12 protein-coding genes are annotated in these 15,899 nt (G+C 64.3%); 2 read left to right on the top strand and 10 right to left on the bottom strand.

The window, feature by feature from the left end:
* Positions 1-81: 81 nt before the first annotated feature.
* The 9 genes from dld to kdpA form a co-directional block, all read right to left on the bottom strand.
* Complete coding sequence (gene dld / locus MPN20_RS09545) at positions 82-1,791, bottom strand: D-lactate dehydrogenase (RefSeq protein WP_242781521.1); 1,710 nt, start codon at positions 1,789-1,791, stop codon at positions 82-84.
* Positions 1,792-1,866: 75 nt separating this feature from the next.
* Positions 1,867-3,198, bottom strand: a complete 1,332-nt coding sequence (locus MPN20_RS09540) for a replication-associated recombination protein A (protein ID WP_242781520.1) — start codon at positions 3,196-3,198, stop codon at positions 1,867-1,869.
* A gap of 56 nt (positions 3,199-3,254) precedes the next feature.
* Positions 3,255-4,520, bottom strand: a complete 1,266-nt coding sequence (locus MPN20_RS09535) for an MFS transporter (RefSeq protein WP_242781519.1) — start codon at positions 4,518-4,520, stop codon at positions 3,255-3,257.
* On the bottom strand, positions 4,520-5,194 hold the full coding sequence (locus MPN20_RS09530; protein ID WP_242781518.1) for a GntR family transcriptional regulator: 675 nt from the start codon (positions 5,192-5,194) through the stop codon (positions 4,520-4,522). The genes MPN20_RS09535 and MPN20_RS09530 overlap by 1 nt, the downstream gene beginning before the upstream one ends.
* 70 nt (positions 5,195-5,264) lie before the next feature.
* On the bottom strand, positions 5,265-5,960 hold the full coding sequence (locus tag MPN20_RS09525) for a response regulator (RefSeq protein WP_242781517.1): 696 nt from the start codon (positions 5,958-5,960) through the stop codon (positions 5,265-5,267).
* The gene (locus tag MPN20_RS09520) at positions 5,957-8,581 is read right to left on the bottom strand and encodes a DUF4118 domain-containing protein (RefSeq protein WP_242781516.1); all 2,625 of its coding nucleotides are present in this window, start codon (positions 8,579-8,581) and stop codon (positions 5,957-5,959) included. Before MPN20_RS09520 ends, MPN20_RS09525 begins: the two co-directional genes overlap by 4 nt.
* A complete protein-coding gene (locus tag MPN20_RS09515; protein ID WP_242781515.1) occupies positions 8,581-9,177 on the bottom strand; it encodes a potassium-transporting ATPase subunit C in 597 nt (198 codons plus the stop codon). Before MPN20_RS09515 ends, MPN20_RS09520 begins: the two co-directional genes overlap by 1 nt.
* A 15-nt stretch (positions 9,178-9,192) precedes the next feature.
* On the bottom strand, positions 9,193-11,319 hold the full coding sequence (locus MPN20_RS09510; RefSeq protein WP_242781514.1) for an HAD-IC family P-type ATPase: 2,127 nt from the start codon (positions 11,317-11,319) through the stop codon (positions 9,193-9,195).
* A gap of 1 nt (position 11,320) precedes the next feature.
* Positions 11,321-13,009 carry a potassium-transporting ATPase subunit KdpA gene (gene kdpA / locus MPN20_RS09505; protein ID WP_242781513.1) on the bottom strand — a complete coding sequence of 563 codons (1,689 nt, stop codon included), beginning with the start codon at positions 13,007-13,009 and terminating at the stop codon, positions 11,321-11,323.
* 289 nt (positions 13,010-13,298) lie between these two features.
* Between kdpA and MPN20_RS09500 the strand changes: the two genes are divergently transcribed.
* Together MPN20_RS09500 and MPN20_RS09495 are read left to right on the top strand one after the other, a co-directional pair.
* Positions 13,299-13,508: a helix-turn-helix transcriptional regulator gene (locus tag MPN20_RS09500; protein WP_242781512.1), complete on the top strand. Its 210-nt coding sequence runs from the start codon at positions 13,299-13,301 to the stop codon at positions 13,506-13,508.
* The gene (locus tag MPN20_RS09495; protein WP_242781511.1) at positions 13,505-14,068 is read left to right on the top strand and encodes a hypothetical protein; all 564 of its coding nucleotides are present in this window, start codon (positions 13,505-13,507) and stop codon (positions 14,066-14,068) included. The genes MPN20_RS09500 and MPN20_RS09495 overlap by 4 nt, the downstream gene beginning before the upstream one ends.
* Before the next feature lie 70 nt (positions 14,069-14,138).
* Here the strand turns inward: MPN20_RS09495 and MPN20_RS09490 are convergent, their stop codons facing one another.
* Entirely contained in the window at positions 14,139-15,896 is a 1,758-nt protein-coding gene (locus tag MPN20_RS09490) for an FAD-dependent oxidoreductase (RefSeq protein ID WP_242781510.1), read from the bottom strand.
* Positions 15,897-15,899: the final 3 nt, after the last annotated feature.

Raw genomic sequence — 15,899 nt, 5'->3', positions numbered from 1 at the left:
GGATACCAGAGTCAGCCGGGCACCAGAGTCAGCTGAGTATCGAAGAGGCCGGCCATGCGAAGCAAGGTCAGAACCGGCGGGTCATTCCCAGTTCTTGTGCGGTGAGGTCTCTCCGACTCCTGGGTTGAAGACGTTGCAGGGATCGAGCTCTTTGAAGTGGGCTTCCATCTCCGGCGGCACATGGTAGAGGCGACCATAGTTGTGCTCTGCAGGGACTGCAGCCCCACGCTCCTCGAGCAGAGCCATCATCTTTTTCTTCAACGCGACCGGGTCGACGCCCTTCTTGGCCACGTGGTCCTGGTGGAGGACGTGGCAGAAGAAGTGACCGTAGTAGGAGCTGATGTGCAGCTGGTCGGAGATCTCCTTCGGCAGCACTTCGAGCCACTCCTCGTCATCGCGTTTGAGCGCGACGTCGAAGGTGATCATCTCCGAGGATTCTTCGCGGTTCAGATTGAAATAGCGGGTCGCGGCACTGGCGGCACCGAAGCGGTGGAGCATGGCGGACTGGGCCTCATCGGCAGTGCAGATGAAGAAGTCACCGTCATGGCCCGCCTCGGCGAAGAAGGTCGTGAGGAACTCCTCGGTCCTCGCCTTCTCATCGCCGCTGACGACGAGCAGCAGATGGTGCTCGAAACGGTCGCGGTACTTCAGCATTCGGTCCGGCAGCTGCTGCGGCAACAGGCTGAAGGCACCCTGGGCGATGGAGTCGGCGACAGTCTGGCCGAAGAACGGCAGCTTCGCGAACATCCCGTTCGCCCAGTTCTTCAACGCGAAGAGTTTGATCTGTTCGCGGCTGCCGGCGTGCTTGACCGAGACGAACGTGTCCTTGCCGTACTTCTCGGAGAGGTCGAAGGAGGGCCGTCCCATGTACTCACCGGAGATCGGCAGCGGCATGTCCGAGGTGAGGATCGCCCGGCGCAGGGCCTCGAGCTCGGCAGGGCTGTTGGTTCCCACGTAGAAGGTCGTCGAGTCCTTCTGTTTGGGGAAGGTGCGGGTGCGCACGGCGAAGACCATGAGCTTGCCGGCCGACCCTGATGCCTCGTAAAGGAACTTCGGGTTGGCGTTGTAGCGTGCGGGCGAGTCCGTGATCTCGCGGACGTGCTCGCTGTATTCGGTGTCGAGGGTGTCTTCCGGGGGCGGCGTGACATCGGCGTCGTCCCATTGTCCGCGCTGGAGTTTGTCGAGGATATGGGCCGGATCATCGCCGAGGCTGATGCCCAGGTGATTGACGAGCTCGACCTTGCCCTGGTCATTGACCCGGGCGAAGATGGCGTACTTCGTGAACGCCGGGCCCTTGCGAATCTGGCTGCCGCCGGAGTTGTTCGCGATGCCGCCGACGACCGAGGCTCCGATCGAGGACGACCCGATCACCGAGTGGGGTTCGCGCCCGTGGGGTGCCAGCTTGTCGTCGAGTTCGTAAAGCGTGGATCCGGCCAGGCAGACGGCTTCGCGGGCGTCGTTGATGAGGTGGATCTGGTTGATGCGCAGCGTCGAGATGATGACGATCTCACGGTCATAGTCCTGATCTCCTGGACCCGAGCCCCCGGTCAGTCCGGTATTCGCCGACTGCGGGATGACGATGAGGTCGTTGTCGACGCAGACCTGCAGGGCCCGCCACATATCGACGAGACTGCCCGGCCTGAGGACGGCCAACACATTGCCGCCGCCGAAACGGTTGCCCTTGGCATACGGTTCAGTCGCACGCGCTGAGGTGAGTACATGATGGGCGCCCATGATGCCGATGAAGGCGCTGACTGCTGGTGATGAATTCTGGCGTGAGCTTCCGAGCATGGTGTCGTTCCCTATCCGGTCGTTGCGAACTGTTGTTTTCCTAGACCTGTGTCGATATGCGCGCCGAGGTGGCGCTCAGGGCGCATCTCCTCCGCCCTCCTGCTCTTCCTGCCTCCGTTTCTGCGCCCGCATCTGGTGCCATTCGGACAGTTTTTCGGCGATGAGGCCTTCGTAGCCGTTGGTGGTGGGCCGGTACAGCCTCTCCGGCTCCATCTCCTCAGGGAAGTAGTTGGCCCCGGAGAAACCATCTGGCCGGTCGGGATCATACTCATAGCCTTCCCCGTAGCCGAGATTCTTCATCAACTTCGTCGGAGCATTGAGGATATTCGCGGGTGGCATGAGAGAGCCTGTCTTTTTCGCAAGCTTCTTTGCCGCGTTGAACCCACGGTAGACGGCGATGGACTTCGGGGCGGTTGCCAGGTAGACAACGGCTTGGGCGATCGCGAGTTCCCCCTCTGGGGAGCCGAGCCTCTCGAAGACGTCCCATGCTGCGAGCGCCTGTTGGACGGCCTGCGGATCAGCAATCGCAATGTCTTCGTTGGCAAATCTGACCAGTCGTCGCGCGATGTAGAGGGGATCCTCCCCGCCCTCTAGCATTCGCGCCAACCAGTACAGTGATGCGTCGGGGTCTGAGCCGCGCATTGACTTGTGCAGCGCGGAGATGAGGTTGTAATGCCCCTCTTGGGCTTTGTCGTAGATCGGTGCGCGCTGTTGAACCAGCTCGACCAGGCCAGTGGTATCGAGTCTCCCGTTGACAGTTTGGAGTTGTTCGATGAGGTTGAGCAGGTAACGGCCATCGCCATCAGCCATCGCCACCAGGGCATGCCGTGCCTGCGCATCAAGCGGCAACGCTCTGTCAGTGGTGTCCTCGGCCCGTGCGATGAGCGTGGTCAGTGCCTCCTCGTCGAGGCGTTTGAGGACGAAGACCTGGCAGCGGGAGAGCAATGCGGAATTGAGTTCGAAGCTGGGGTTCTCCGTGGTCGCGCCGACGAGCACGATAGTGCCATCCTCCACGTAAGGGAGGAAAGAGTCCTGCTGGGCGCGGTTGAATCGGTGGATCTCGTCGACGAACAGCATCGTGCCCTGACCGATCTCACGCCGTTTGGTAGCTGATTGGAAGACTTTGCGGAGTTCGGCGACACCGGAGAAGGTGGCTGAAACCGATTCGAAGACGAGGTTGGTGCGCTCGGCCAGCAGTCGCGCGATAGTTGTCTTCCCACAACCCGGCGGCCCCCACAGCACCATCGAGACCAGCCTGCGCTCGGCAACCATCCGCCCGATGGGCGCGTCATCACCAAGTAGGTGATCCTGCCCGATGACATCCCCGAGGGACTCCGGGCGCAGACGATCGGCGAGCGGACGCCCGACGTCGCCGGGTTCGAACAATGACGGTGGTTCCTGGTTCACGGTGTCACCTCCATGGTCTCAGCCTAGATGTAAGCGTGCCGTTCATGTGCAGGCTCTCAAGTGCGGCTTCGGATGTGGGCGCCCTTCGATGCCAGCGATACGCAGCCGAGGCTGAGCAGGCAGATCACGGCAACCGCGCTCAGTGAGACGCTGTAGGCCATGATGGGCAGCAGGGCTGCGAGCACGGTGGGCAGCAGGAACCCGGAGTAGGCCAGCGAATAGTAGACGCCGGTGATCCCCGCGAGGTCCTTCGGCTCTGCGATCGCCTGGACGATGACGAGTCCGGACACGACGCAGATGCCGTAGGCGATGCCGAGAACGCCGGCGACGACGAAGGCAATGATCGGGTTGGCGGCAAGCGCCGCGACGACCGCCAACCCCATCCCGACTGTCATCAGCGAGAGGCCCACGACGAGTGCGTGGCCTCCCGTCCACCGGTTGATGCGCGGGACGAGGTTCTGCACGAGCGCTCCTGCGCCGAGGGCGGCGACGGTGAGCACGGTCGCGTACATGGTCGTCCACTCCCCCAGCTCACTCTGAACCAGCGCTGGCATGACCGCGTAAGCGACACCTGCTGCGGCGAAGACCCACGGGGCGGCGGGGATGATGAGCCTGATGAAGGTGCGGTGTCCTACGAGCGGAATCCGCAGGCCGCGCCACCAGTGCTGGTTCGACCGGCGGTCTCTCGTCAGAGTCTCTGGCGCAGTGAACACGATGAGCAATGCCACGATGGACAGCAGTCCGTGGACGGCGTAGGGAATCGTTTCGGGCCGCGGCCCCCACTGTGCCAGGCAGCCTGTGACTCCGGCACCGATGGCGAACCCCAACGTCAGCGTCAATGCGGGGCGGCGAGCGCCGGCGGTGATGTCGGCCCGGTAGTCGAATGGTGGGCCAGAGAGTTCCTTGATCCAGCTCGTGCCCACCGACATCGCCACACCCACGCCGATTCCGGCGAGCACGCGGCCTACGCACAGCAGCCAGAAGAGGTCGAAGCCGGTGCCCAGCAGGACACTGCCGATGATCGCGGCGATCGTGCCAGCGACGAGGACCGGTTTGCGTCCGCGCCGATCAGACAGCGCCGAGGCGACCAGAAGTCCCGGTACCAGTCCCCCGACGTACATGCCGAGCAGGAGGTTGGCCTGCCAGATGGCGTAGCCGCCCTCGGCTTCATACATGTGCACGAGTGGGGTGAAGTGGTTTCCTCCCCACGCGAGCAGGAACATTGCGGGGACGACGCGAAGCCAAGCACCGCCTCGGCGAGGGAGAGGTTCTTGGTCAGCGACTGTCGGTGCTTGCGCGGTCAGTGCGGGATTGGATCTCATCACTTGCTGTTCTGGGGAAAGTGGGAGGCCTTGATGTGCAGGTGGACGAGCTTGCCGAACTCTGTGGCGTCACCGCGCTCGGCGAGGTCGGTGAGTTCGGCGTGCTCGTCGAAGAGTGTGTCGAGTGGGTTCGGGTTGTCGATGACCACTTGGTAGGTCAGGCGGGCCAGGCGCGGTCCCATTGTTGACAGCATTTCATCGACGACCCCGTTGCCGCCGCTTCGGATGATGCGCGCGTGGAAGGCATAGTCGGAACTGGCGAAGTCGAGCGAATGCCCGACTTCCAGTGCCTTCTGCTGCCGGTCGAGGAGGGTGCGCAGGTCGGTCGCCAGGGGTGCGAAGTCGCTGTCGGCAGTGAACGTTTGGACGGCGTCGATCTCGAACATCGCACGCACGGCGAGCAGATCTCGGCGTTCGTGGCGCGTGACGGTCGTGACGATGGCCCCCTTCTTCGGCACGAGGCGAACGAGTCGCCAGCGTTCGAGTTGAAGCATCGCTTCGCGCGCCGGGGTTCGGCTGGCCTTCTGTGCCTCGGCGAGGTCGGCCTCGGTGAGGAGCTGGCCCGGCTCGTAGCGCTGCTCGATGATCTCGCGGGCGGCCCACGCGGCCATCCGAGCAGCGATCGGAGAGGAATCGTCGGTGCTTTCCCACGGGAGCGTCAGCAGATCGTTCATGTCTCCACGATAACAGATGCATACATTGATAGATTCATCAATGTGTGCCGGTGCTTGAGCCGCGGAACGCCTAAGGGGTGAAGCGGTAACCCATTCCCATCTGGGTGTGCAGATACTGCGGTTGGGCGGGATCAACCTCGAGCTTCTGCCGCAGCTGCGACATGTAGACACGCAGATACCCTCGCTCGCCGACGTATTCGGGGCCCCACACCTCGGTCAGCAGGGTCCGCGCATCGACGAGAGCCCCCTTGTGCTTGGCGAAGACCGCGAGCATGTTCCACTCGATGGGCGTCAGGTGCACCTGAGTGCCCTCGACGTGAAGGACATGCGCCGCAAGGTCGATGACCACGCGTCCGTCGGCGGTTCTCAGCACGCTTGATTCGCTGCCGGACCCGGCTCGCCTCTCGATCGCCCGGAGCCGGGCGAGCACCTCCCCCAGCGAGAAGGGCTTCGTCACATAGTCGTCGGCACCGGCGTCGAGCGCGGCGATCTTCCCCTGCGAATCGTGACGGGCGGAGATGACGACGATGGGCACTGCGCTCCACTGGCGCACCTGGGTGATGAGTTCGAGTCCGTCGACGTCGGGAAGCCCGAGGTCGAGGAAGATGACATCGACCTCCGTCTCGGCGAGCACTTCGTTCATCTGCCGCCCGCTCGTCGCGACGGCAACCTCGTGGCCCTTACCGCGCAGTCCGATGCTCACCGCCGTGGCGATGTCGGTGTCATCTTCGACGATGAGCACACGTTTGAGCTGTTCGCCGATCATTGATCCTCCTCAGGAGTGCTGACTGCTCGTGGGATCGTGAGGACCGCGGTGAACCCGCCACCGGGGGTCTGTTCCGCACTGAGCTCAATTCCCATGGCCCTGCACAGCCCCGAAGCAACAGCCATGCCCAGCCCCAGTCCCACGGTGTTGCTTTCGTTGAGCCTGGTGAACGGGGTGAAGATGGACTCGAGGGCATCCTGGGACACCCCGGGGCCTGAGTCCGCAATCCTCAGGTGGACCGCCTCGGCGCCGGTGGAGGCATCGATCATGATGGGCGAGCCCTCACCGTATTTCGCGGAATTCTCAACGATGTTGACCAGCACTCGTTCGAAGAGCCCGAAGTCGACGCTGATCAAGCTCTCCGGTTCGATGTCGACCGTGACCTGCGGGAGCCGCGGCTCGCTGGCACTCCCGCCTCCACCCTCGCCGCGCACCTCGTTCAGCGCCGAGGCGACAACGTCCTCGACGAGGACCGGGCTGGTAGAAATCGTGAGGGCTCCGGATTGGATCCGGCTCATATCGAGGAGATTGTCGATGAGCTTCTCGAGTCTCTGCGCGCCGTGTTCGATGGTGCGCAGCATGATCGCCTCATCGGCGGCGGAGAGACTGATCTCCTCAAGCAGAAGCGTCGACGTCGCCGTCTTGATAGCGCCGAGAGGCGTGCGCAGATCGTGGGAGACCGCGGTCAGCAGGGCCGTGCGCACGGCATTTCCGGCGGAGAGTTCTCGCGCTTGGGAACGGCTGGTCTCAAGGGCTGATTCGGTCAGCACCCGCAGGAGACGGCCCGCATAGGCGTCGAGGATTCTCTGTTCTCCGGCGCTCAACGGGCCGCCGGTGAGTGCCAGGTACGCCGAGTCATCGAGGTCGATCGTCTCGCTGGCCTCTGCCCGGGACCGGATCGGTTCACCCGCCGCGGCCAGCGCCCGCCACTGCCCGGCAGCATCGTCACCACGCACAAAGAGAGTCACCCCGTCGAGGAAGAAGGTCGTGCGGATGCTCGAGACCATGGCCTCGGGGCTGTCACCCTCGGCGATCATCGATCCGGCGAGTTCGCTGAGCACGGCACCCTCATGCTCGGCGATCTGAGCCTGCCGGGACCGGCGGGCAGCGAGGTCGACGACGGTTGCCACGGCAACGGCGACGGCGATGAAGATGAGCAGTGCGAGGATGTTCTCGAGCTGTCCGATCGAGAACGATTCCACGGGATGGGTGAAGAACCAGTTGATGAGGATCGTCCCGAGGACGGCCGTCATCACCGCCGGCCACAGACCGCCGATGAGAGCGACGACGACCACGACGGTGATATAGGCCAGGAAGTTCATGCTCAGCGAGGTTGCCCCATCACCGAGTGCGATGAACAGAGCGGTCAGGGCCAGTGGGGCAAGGGCGCCGATGACCCACCCGAGGATACGGCGGATTCTCGAGAGCGGATTTGAGCGCCTCGGTTCGAGACCGGGCCGCCAGAGCGTTGCAGCCTGAGCATGAGTGACCATGTGCACGTCGATATCGGCGGCGGCGCTGATGACTCGGCCGCCCACTCCCGGGCCGAATACCCTCCTGTACCAGGGGGTGCGTGAGACTCCGAGGACGATCTGCGAGGCGTTGAGCGTACGAGCGAACTCGACGAGGGCTTTGGCGACATCGTCTCCGACGACGGTGTGCCAGGTAGCCTGATTCGATTCGGCGAGCTCACGGGCCTTGAGCAGGTCGGGCGCTCCGGATCGCCGGGTGCCGTCGGGTTCGATGACGTGGACGACATGGAGTTCGCGTCCGGCGACTCTGCCTGCGATGCGCAGCCCCCGGCGGATGAGCGTGGTCGATTCCGGCCCGCCTGTGATCGCCACGAGGATGCGATCGCGAGCCGCCCACGTCTCACGGATGCCCTTCTCATCGCGGTAGCTCTCGAGTCCCTCGTCGACACGATCTGCCAACCAGAGCAGCGCGAGTTCTCGCAGTGCGGTGAGATTGCCGAGGCGGAAGTAGTTCGACATCGCGGCGTCGACCTTGGAGGCGGCGTAGATGCTTCCCTCGACGAGGCGGGCACGCAGCGCGATGGGGCTGATGTCGACGAGTTCGATCTCATCAGCCGAGCGCAGGAACGGGTCCGGGACGCGTTCGGCCTGGGCACGGCCGATGATCGATCCGACGACGTCGCCGAGGGATTCGAGGTGCTGGATGTTGATCGTCGTGAAGACATCGATGCCGGCGGCCAGGATCGCGTCGACGTCCTGCCAGCGCTTCGCACGCCCTGTCTGGGAAGACGGGGCGGTGGGCACGGCGGGCCCTGCCGCCGATCTTGGGTCGGTGCCGGACTGCGGCACAACATTGGTGTGGGCCAGCTCATCGATGACGGCGAGTTCCGGCGCCCGGGCCAGGACTGCCTCGGCGTCCAATTCTCCGAAGGAGCGCCCGCAATAGTCCACACTCTTGCGCGCAATGATCTCGAAGTCAGTCGTCAGTCTCCGCGTATAGGCCCGCCCGTGGTCCTCGACGATGCCGAGGACCGTGTCGCGGCCGTTGTCTCGCGCGGTGGCGGCAGCCTCGAGCATGGCCACAGTCTTCCCGACTCCCGGGGCGTACCCGAGGAAGACCGTGAGCTTCCCTCGCCGAGGTGGTGCCATCAGTGCTCGCCGCTCGAGCGGTCCGCTGCGCCTGAGTTGGCGAGGTCGTTGTTGAGCGTGACGACGTTGACGCGTGGTTCGCCGATGAAGCCGAGCAGCGGCTGGTGCGTGTTCGCCTCGACCATGGACTCGACCTCCTTCTGGCTCAGCCCCGTCTCCCGCGCGACGCGGATGACCTGCAGTCGAGCATACTCAGGGCTGATGTCCGGATCGAGGCCTGAAGCCGAAGATGTCAGAGCATCCGCAGGAATGCTGGCCGGATCTGCGTTCTCTCTCACTGCGATCTTGGCACGCCGGTTCTCGATCATAGCGACGAGTTCGGGGTTCGTCGTCGCCAGGTTCGAGGCTCCCGAGGCCAGCCCGTCGTAGTCTCCAGCCGAAGGGCGGGGGAAGAACCAGCGATCTCCCGACATGGGCTGGGCGATATGGGAGGAGCCGACGACTTCTCCGGCGGAATTGCGGATCGAGGAATCCTGGGCAGGCATGGCCTTGGCGAAGAGAACCATGGCCAGTGGGTAGGCGAGTCCGAGGAGCAGGGTGAAAACGAGGAGGACTTTGGCGCCGGTGAGGACCTGTCGTCCGAAGATGGTGAGCATGATGGTGTCGTTCTTTCAGAGCAGACCGGAGATGACGAGGTCGATGAGTTTGATCCCGATGAAGGGCACGATGAGCCCTCCGAGGCCGAAGATCAGGAGGTTCTTGCGCAGCAGCGCCGAGGCGCTCGACGTCGCGAACCTCACCCCGCGCAGGGCGACGGGGATGAGAGCGATGATGATGAGGGCGTTGAAGATCACCGCCGAGAGGATCGCCGATTGAGGGCTGTGCAGGCCCATGATGTTGAGCGCCCCGAGGCCGGGGAATGCGATGAGGAACATGGCTGGGACGATCGCGAAGTATTTGGCGACGTCGTTGGCGATTGAGAACGTCGTCAATGCACCCCTGGTGATGAGCAGCTGTTTGCCGATGGCGACGATGTCGATGAGCTTCGTCGGATCCGAATCGAGGTCGACGAGGTTACCGGCCTCCTTGGCAGCCGTCGTGCCCGTGTTCATGGCGACCCCGACATCGGCTTGAGCCAATGCGGGAGCGTCATTCGTCCCGTCCCCGGTCATCGCGACCATTCGCCCGCCCGACTGCTCGGATCTGATGAGAGCGAGTTTGTCCTCGGGGGTGGCCTCGGCGAGGAAGTCGTCGACCCCGGCTTCGCGGGCGATCGACCGCGCCGTGAGCTCGTTGTCGCCGGTGATCATCACGGTCCGAATCCCCATGTCCCGCAAGTGCGCGAAGCGATCGGCCATGCCCGGCTTGACGATGTCACGCAGGTCGATGACACCGAGCACCGTCGCCGAGGTGGCGGCTGGGGCTGTCGGGGAGGTGGCTGGGGTTGTCGAGGTGGCGGCTGAGGTTGCCGGGGAGGTGGCAGCCTCAGCGACGAGCAGGGCTGTGCCTCCGCCGGTGTTGATGCGCTCGACTTCGGCCATGGCCCCGGCCGGGACCTCCGCGCCGCGGTCTGCTGCCCAGGCGATGACCTCCTTCGCGGCGCCCTTGACGATCGTGCGGGCAGCATTCTCCTGACCGGCCACGGGCAGGATGATTCCCGAGAGTCGGGTGGTCGCGGAGAAGGGGATGAATTCGGCATCGGGATGGTCGTCGATGCTCGTGCCCTCGATGCGGTACTCGCCCTCGGCGAGAACCACGATGGACCGCCCCTCCGGGGTGGTGTCGGCGAGCGAGGACAGCCGCGCCGCCTCGGCGATCTGATCATTTGTCACAGACCCCAGGGGCACGAAGTCGGTCGCCTGACGATCGCCGATAGTGATCGTTCCCGTCTTGTCGAGCAGCAGGGTCGAGACGTCACCGGCGGCTTCGACGGCCCGACCGGACTTCGCGAGGACGTTTGCCGTAACGAGTCGGTCCATGCCGGCGATGCCGATGGCAGAGAGCAGAGCACCGATCGTGGTGGGCACGAGGCAGACGAGGAGGGCGATGAGCACGGTCAGGGTCTGCGGGGCGCCGGAGAATGAGGCGATCGGCGCGAGGGTGATGACGACGAGGACGAAGATGATGGTGAGCACTCCGAGGAAGATTCCCAGTGCGATCTCATTGGGGGTCTTCTGCCGGTTCGCACCTTCGACCATCGAGATCATCGTGTCGAGGAAGCTTTCGCCGGGGCTCGCGGTGATGACGACCGTGATCGAGTCCGAAAGCACCCTGGTGCCTCCTGTCACGGCGCACCGATCTCCACCGGCCTCGCGGATGACGGGGGCGGATTCGCCGGTGATCGCCGATTCGTCGACGGTTGCCGCGCCCTCGACGACATCTCCGTCTCCGGGGATGACCTCGCCGGCGGTCACAAGGACTCGGTCACCGGCGCGCAGGCCGGAGGCGGGAACGGATTCCGTGGTTCCGTCGGGCAGAATTCGCTTGGCATCTGCGGTGACACGGGAGGCTCGCAGTGAGGCTGCCTGAGCCTTCCCCCGCCCCTCAGCCAGTGCCTCGGCGGTGTTGGCGAAGACCACCGTGAGGAAGAGCCAGATGCTGATCGCCCAGGTGAAACGGTTGGGGTCGGCGATTGCCAGGACGAGGGTGATGGCCGCGCCGATCTCGACGAGGAACATCACCGGGTTGCGCCAGGCGGTGCGTGGGTCGAGCTTTCTGAGCCCGAGGACGAGTGCCGAGGCAAGCGCCGGGGCACTGACAGTGCGAGTGGTGCTCTTCGGGTTTGAGGTGATGGCCATATCAGAGGAGTCCTTCATTGATGGGCCCGAGGGCGAGGACGGGGAGGAATGTCAGTGCGCTGACGACGAGGCCGACGCCCACGGTCACCCCGACGAACAGGGGTCGGTGGGTGGGCAGTGTGCCAGGAGTCGCCTCGGCGGTGGGCTGGGCTGCGAATGATCCGGCCAGGGCGAGCACCGCCCCGATCGGGACGAGACGGCCGAGGAGCATCACCACGGCGAGCGCGATGTTGAAGAAGGGAGTGTTCGCGTCGAGGCCGGCGAAGGCGGATCCGTTGTTGTTGGCTGCGGAGGTGAAGGCATAGAGGACCTCGGACAGTGCGTGTGGGTTGGGCTGGTTTCCGGGCGCGGCCGAGTTGAGGATCGAGTCCGCGGTGCCCGGCAAGAGGGTGGCCACGGCAGTACCGGCCAGCGTCAGTGTCGGGGAGACGAGGAGGACGAGGCTGGCCAGAGTGATCTGGGTACGTCCGATCCTCTTGCCGAGGAATTCCGGGGTTCGCCCGACCATGAGCCCGCAGACGAATACGGCGATGATCGCGATGATGAGCATGCCGTAGAGGCCCGAGCCGACGCCTCCGGGGGCGATTTCGCCGAGCATCATATTGAGCATGAGCACTCCCCCGCCCAGTCCCGAGTAGCTCGAGTGTGCGGAGTCGACGGCCCCGGTTGAGGTCATCGTGGTGGCGACGGCGAAGAAGGCAGAGGGGATGATGCCGAAACGAAGCTCCCGTCCTTCCATGGCACCGCCTGCCGCTTGGACGGCCGGGGTGGTCGCCGAGGTTTCGGTGGCGATGACTGCGGCGAGTGAAAGGACGAAGAGGGTGGCCATGGCCGCGAGGATCGCCCATCCGTGTTTGCGGCTGCCGACCATGACACCGAAGGTGCGCGGCAGTGCGGAGGGGATGAGAAGGATGAGGAAGACGTTGGCGAGGTTGATCAGGGCGTTCGGCGCCGAGAGCGGGTGAGCGGAGTTGGCGTTGAAGAACCCTCCGCCGTTTGTGCCGAGGTGCTTGATGACTTCTTGGCTGGCGTCCGGCCCGCCGGGAATTGTCTGGGTCGCCCCGTTCGCACCTGTCACCGTGTGAACGACCAGGTCAGGGCTGAGGTTGTCGACGACACCCAGGGCGATGTAGACGACCGCGGCGATGATCGAGATGGGCAGCAGGACGCGCAGCGTGGCTCGGGTGAGGTCAACCCAGAAGTTGCCGATGAACAGTGAGCGCTGCCGCATGAAGCCGCGGATGAGAGCGACTGCCACGGCGATGCCGACTGCGGCGGAGACGAAGTTCTGGACCGCGAGTCCGGCCATCTGGGCGAGGAAACCCATGGTCGTCTCACCGCTGTATGACTGCCAGTTCGTGTTCGTCACGAAGGAGACTGCGGTGTTGAGGGCCTGATCGACGGCCACTCCGGGCTTGCCGTTGCTCAGCGGCAGAACGTGCTGAAGGCGGAGAAGGCCGAAGAGGACGACGAGCGAGACCACCGAGAAGCCGAGCACCGCGAGGAAGTAGGTTCGCCACCGCTGCTCGGACGCTGAGTCGATGCCCGTGATGCGGTAGATGACGGCCTCGAGCTTCGTGTCCTTCGAGGAGAGGAAGACTCGAGCCATGTAGTTGCCCAGCGGGACGTGAGCGGCGGCGAGGAGCGCGATGACCAGGAGGACCTGCGTGATGCCGGTGAGCCAGTTCATGAGTCTGCGCCTCCGCTGAAGGGCTGAGATGGAGTTGATGTCATGAGTCCATCTCACGCCTGGCTGAGGGGGCGGATGCGCAATCTTAATGCGGTCTTAACGCGTCATCATGACTTCTTCACATTCGAGCCCGGGCAACACTGCTCTCATCCCTCCAACACTGCGAATCGCTGGAGCGACAATCAACACGACTCCACGTAAATGTTAACTATCCTTGACTCCATCGCGTCAACGATGCTTTACTTTTAACGTAAAGCATCATTGACATTTTGACAGAGGCGGAGACGAAGTGGAAGTGCAGACATCGAGGCTCAAGTCGGTTCGCAAGATAGCAGGCCTCACTCAAGCTCAGCTGGCTCAACTGACGGGCGTATCGCGTCAGACCATCATCTCGACCGAACGCGGCGACTATGCGCCGAGCGTGTATCTGGCACTGCGGATCGCGAAAGCTCTGGCAACCACCGTGGAAGAGATCTTCTCATTGCAGGAGGAAACATGACCAACACGAACAAGGCACACAAGCCCAACGAACTCGCCGACAGGATCGCCGGGTTCAACGACCCATCGATGGGTGACGAACGCGAACGTGATGTCATCCTCCGGGCCTACACGTTCGGATCGGTCGTCTCGATCTATGTGTTCTACATTCTCGGACTGCTCTTCGCGGTGATCGGAGCAGGACTCTGGACCGTGCCTCTCATTCTGGGAACGGGAGTCATCGGCATCGCGGTCTCGAGCTACTGCAAACGCGAAGGCATCGACTTCGCACTCGCCACAGCCCGCGTCGCACCCAAGCGCCGCGCTCTCTCGCAGATCATCTCCGCGGCCTTTGCCATCCTCTGGCTGCTCGCCATCGTCTATCACCAGACTGCCGGGCACCCACTCATCGACGCAGGGCTAGGCTCAAACATCGCAAACTCGGACAGCACCTCGCTCATCGTCGGCGGCGCAACCGGTGCCCTCATTGCGATCATCTTCATCACGGTCGCCCGCCAATACAAGCTCAAGCAGGCTCGACACGAGGCCGCCCGCGCGGCTGACATCGAGGATGAGGACTGAGCGGATACGAAAACTGAGCGAGAGCCGCCGAGGTGCACGACCACCTCGGCGGCTCCCTTCGGGGCGAGCGCTACTCCACGAGCTTGCCGACCTGGCTGATCTCCTCGTGGCGCATGAGTTCGGCGACCTCGGGGTCGACAGCCGGAATGTCCTCGCGGACTACTCCGGTTGACGGCGACCACACGAGGTTGACCTGCAGGTTCTCATCCTGCTCGGGGTAGTCGCTGCGGTTGTGGCAGCCGCGGGTCTCCCTGCGTTCGAGCGCGCACTCCAGGGTTGCCCTGGCCGCAAGCGCCGAGGATTTGAGGTCGAAAGCGTGTGAGAGATCCGCGAATCCGGCGATGTCCGGGTGGATTCCGACAACGCCCATCCGTGCCTCGATGTCGGCGAGCTTCGCGAGTCCGGCCAGCAGCCCGGCTTCGTCGCGGACGACTCCGGCGTGCTCGGTCATGAGGTTGCGGATCTCGCGCTGCAGCGCCCGGACATTCTCCGTGCCCTCGGAGGCAAGCAGATCATCGATCTCAGCCCGCGCCTCGGCGATGGCGGACTGCGACCGCACCTGCGCACCCAGATCACCCGAGTACGCGACGGCGGACCGGCCGACGATGCGACCGAAGACGAGGAGTTCGATGAGCGAATTCCCGCCGAGGCGGTTGGCCCCGTGGAGCCCGGACGATGCCTCGCCGATGGCCCAGAGTCCCTCGACGTCGGTGCTGTGCTCGACGGGATCGACCCACACCCCGCCCATCGAATAGTGCGCGGTCGGGGCGATCTCGATGGGGCTGACCGTGATGTCGAGCATCTGCGTCTCCATCATCGTCTGGAACACGCGCGGCAGGCGGTTCATGATGGTCTCGCGCGGCAGGTGGGAGACGTCGAGCCAGACTCCGCCGTTCTCCGTGCCACGGCCCTCGGCAATCTCCGTGTAGGCGGCCAGGGCCACACGGTCACGAGTGGAGAGTTCCATGCGCTCGGGATCGTAGCGTTCCATGAACCGCTCCCCCAGCCCGTTGCGCAGGATTCCGCCTTCGCCGCGGGCGGCTTCGGAGACCAGGGTGCCGGCCGCGTTCTCGGGTTCGATGATGCCCGAGGGGTGGAACTGAACCAGCTCGGCATCGCGCAGACGAGCGCCGGCTTCGACGGCCAGACGGAAGGAGTCGCCGGTGTTCTCGTCGCGGCGGGAGGAGGTGCGGCGCCAGATCCGATTGTGGCCACCGGCGGCGAGGATGACAGCGTCGGCATGGATCCGGTAGCGGGAGCCGTCGACGATGTCGAAGCCGAAGGCACCGAAGATGCGGCCGTCGGCGACGAGGAGCTTCGTGATGTAGACGCGGTCGAGAATGGGAACTTTCAGGGCCTCGGCACGATGAATGAGGGTGCGCTGGATTTCCAGGCCCGTGTAGTCGCCGGCGAAAGCGGTGCGACGCCAGGTGTGGGCGCCGAAGAAGCGCTGCGAGATCCGACCGTCGTCCTCCTTCGCGAAGTCCATTCCGTATCGCTCCAGGTCAGCGATTCCCTGCTCGGCTCCCTGGGTGACGATTTCGACGGTGCGGGGGTTGGCGAGGTCATAGGATTCCTTGATCGTGTCGGCCGCGTGCTGCTGCCAGCTGTCCTCGGGGTCCATGGTGGCCAGGGCCGCGTTGATGCCGCCGGCCGCCAGCGAGGTGTGGGCGTCACCCTTCGGGCGCTTGCCCACGGCGAGGACGTCCGTGCCGGCCTCGGCGACCTCGATCGCGGCGCGCAAGCCGGATCCGCCGGTGCCGATGACCAGCACCGAGGTGGAGATCGTATGTTCTTTGGTGCGGGCATTTGCCTGTGTGGTGTTCATGTC

Source organism: Brevibacterium sp. ZH18 (assembly GCF_022748595.1).
In the GTDB taxonomy this organism is placed as follows: domain Bacteria; phylum Actinomycetota; class Actinomycetes; order Actinomycetales; family Brevibacteriaceae; genus Brevibacterium.
The sequence above is the reverse complement of the archived record's forward strand: the minus strand, read 5'-3'. Positions and strand labels throughout refer to the sequence as shown.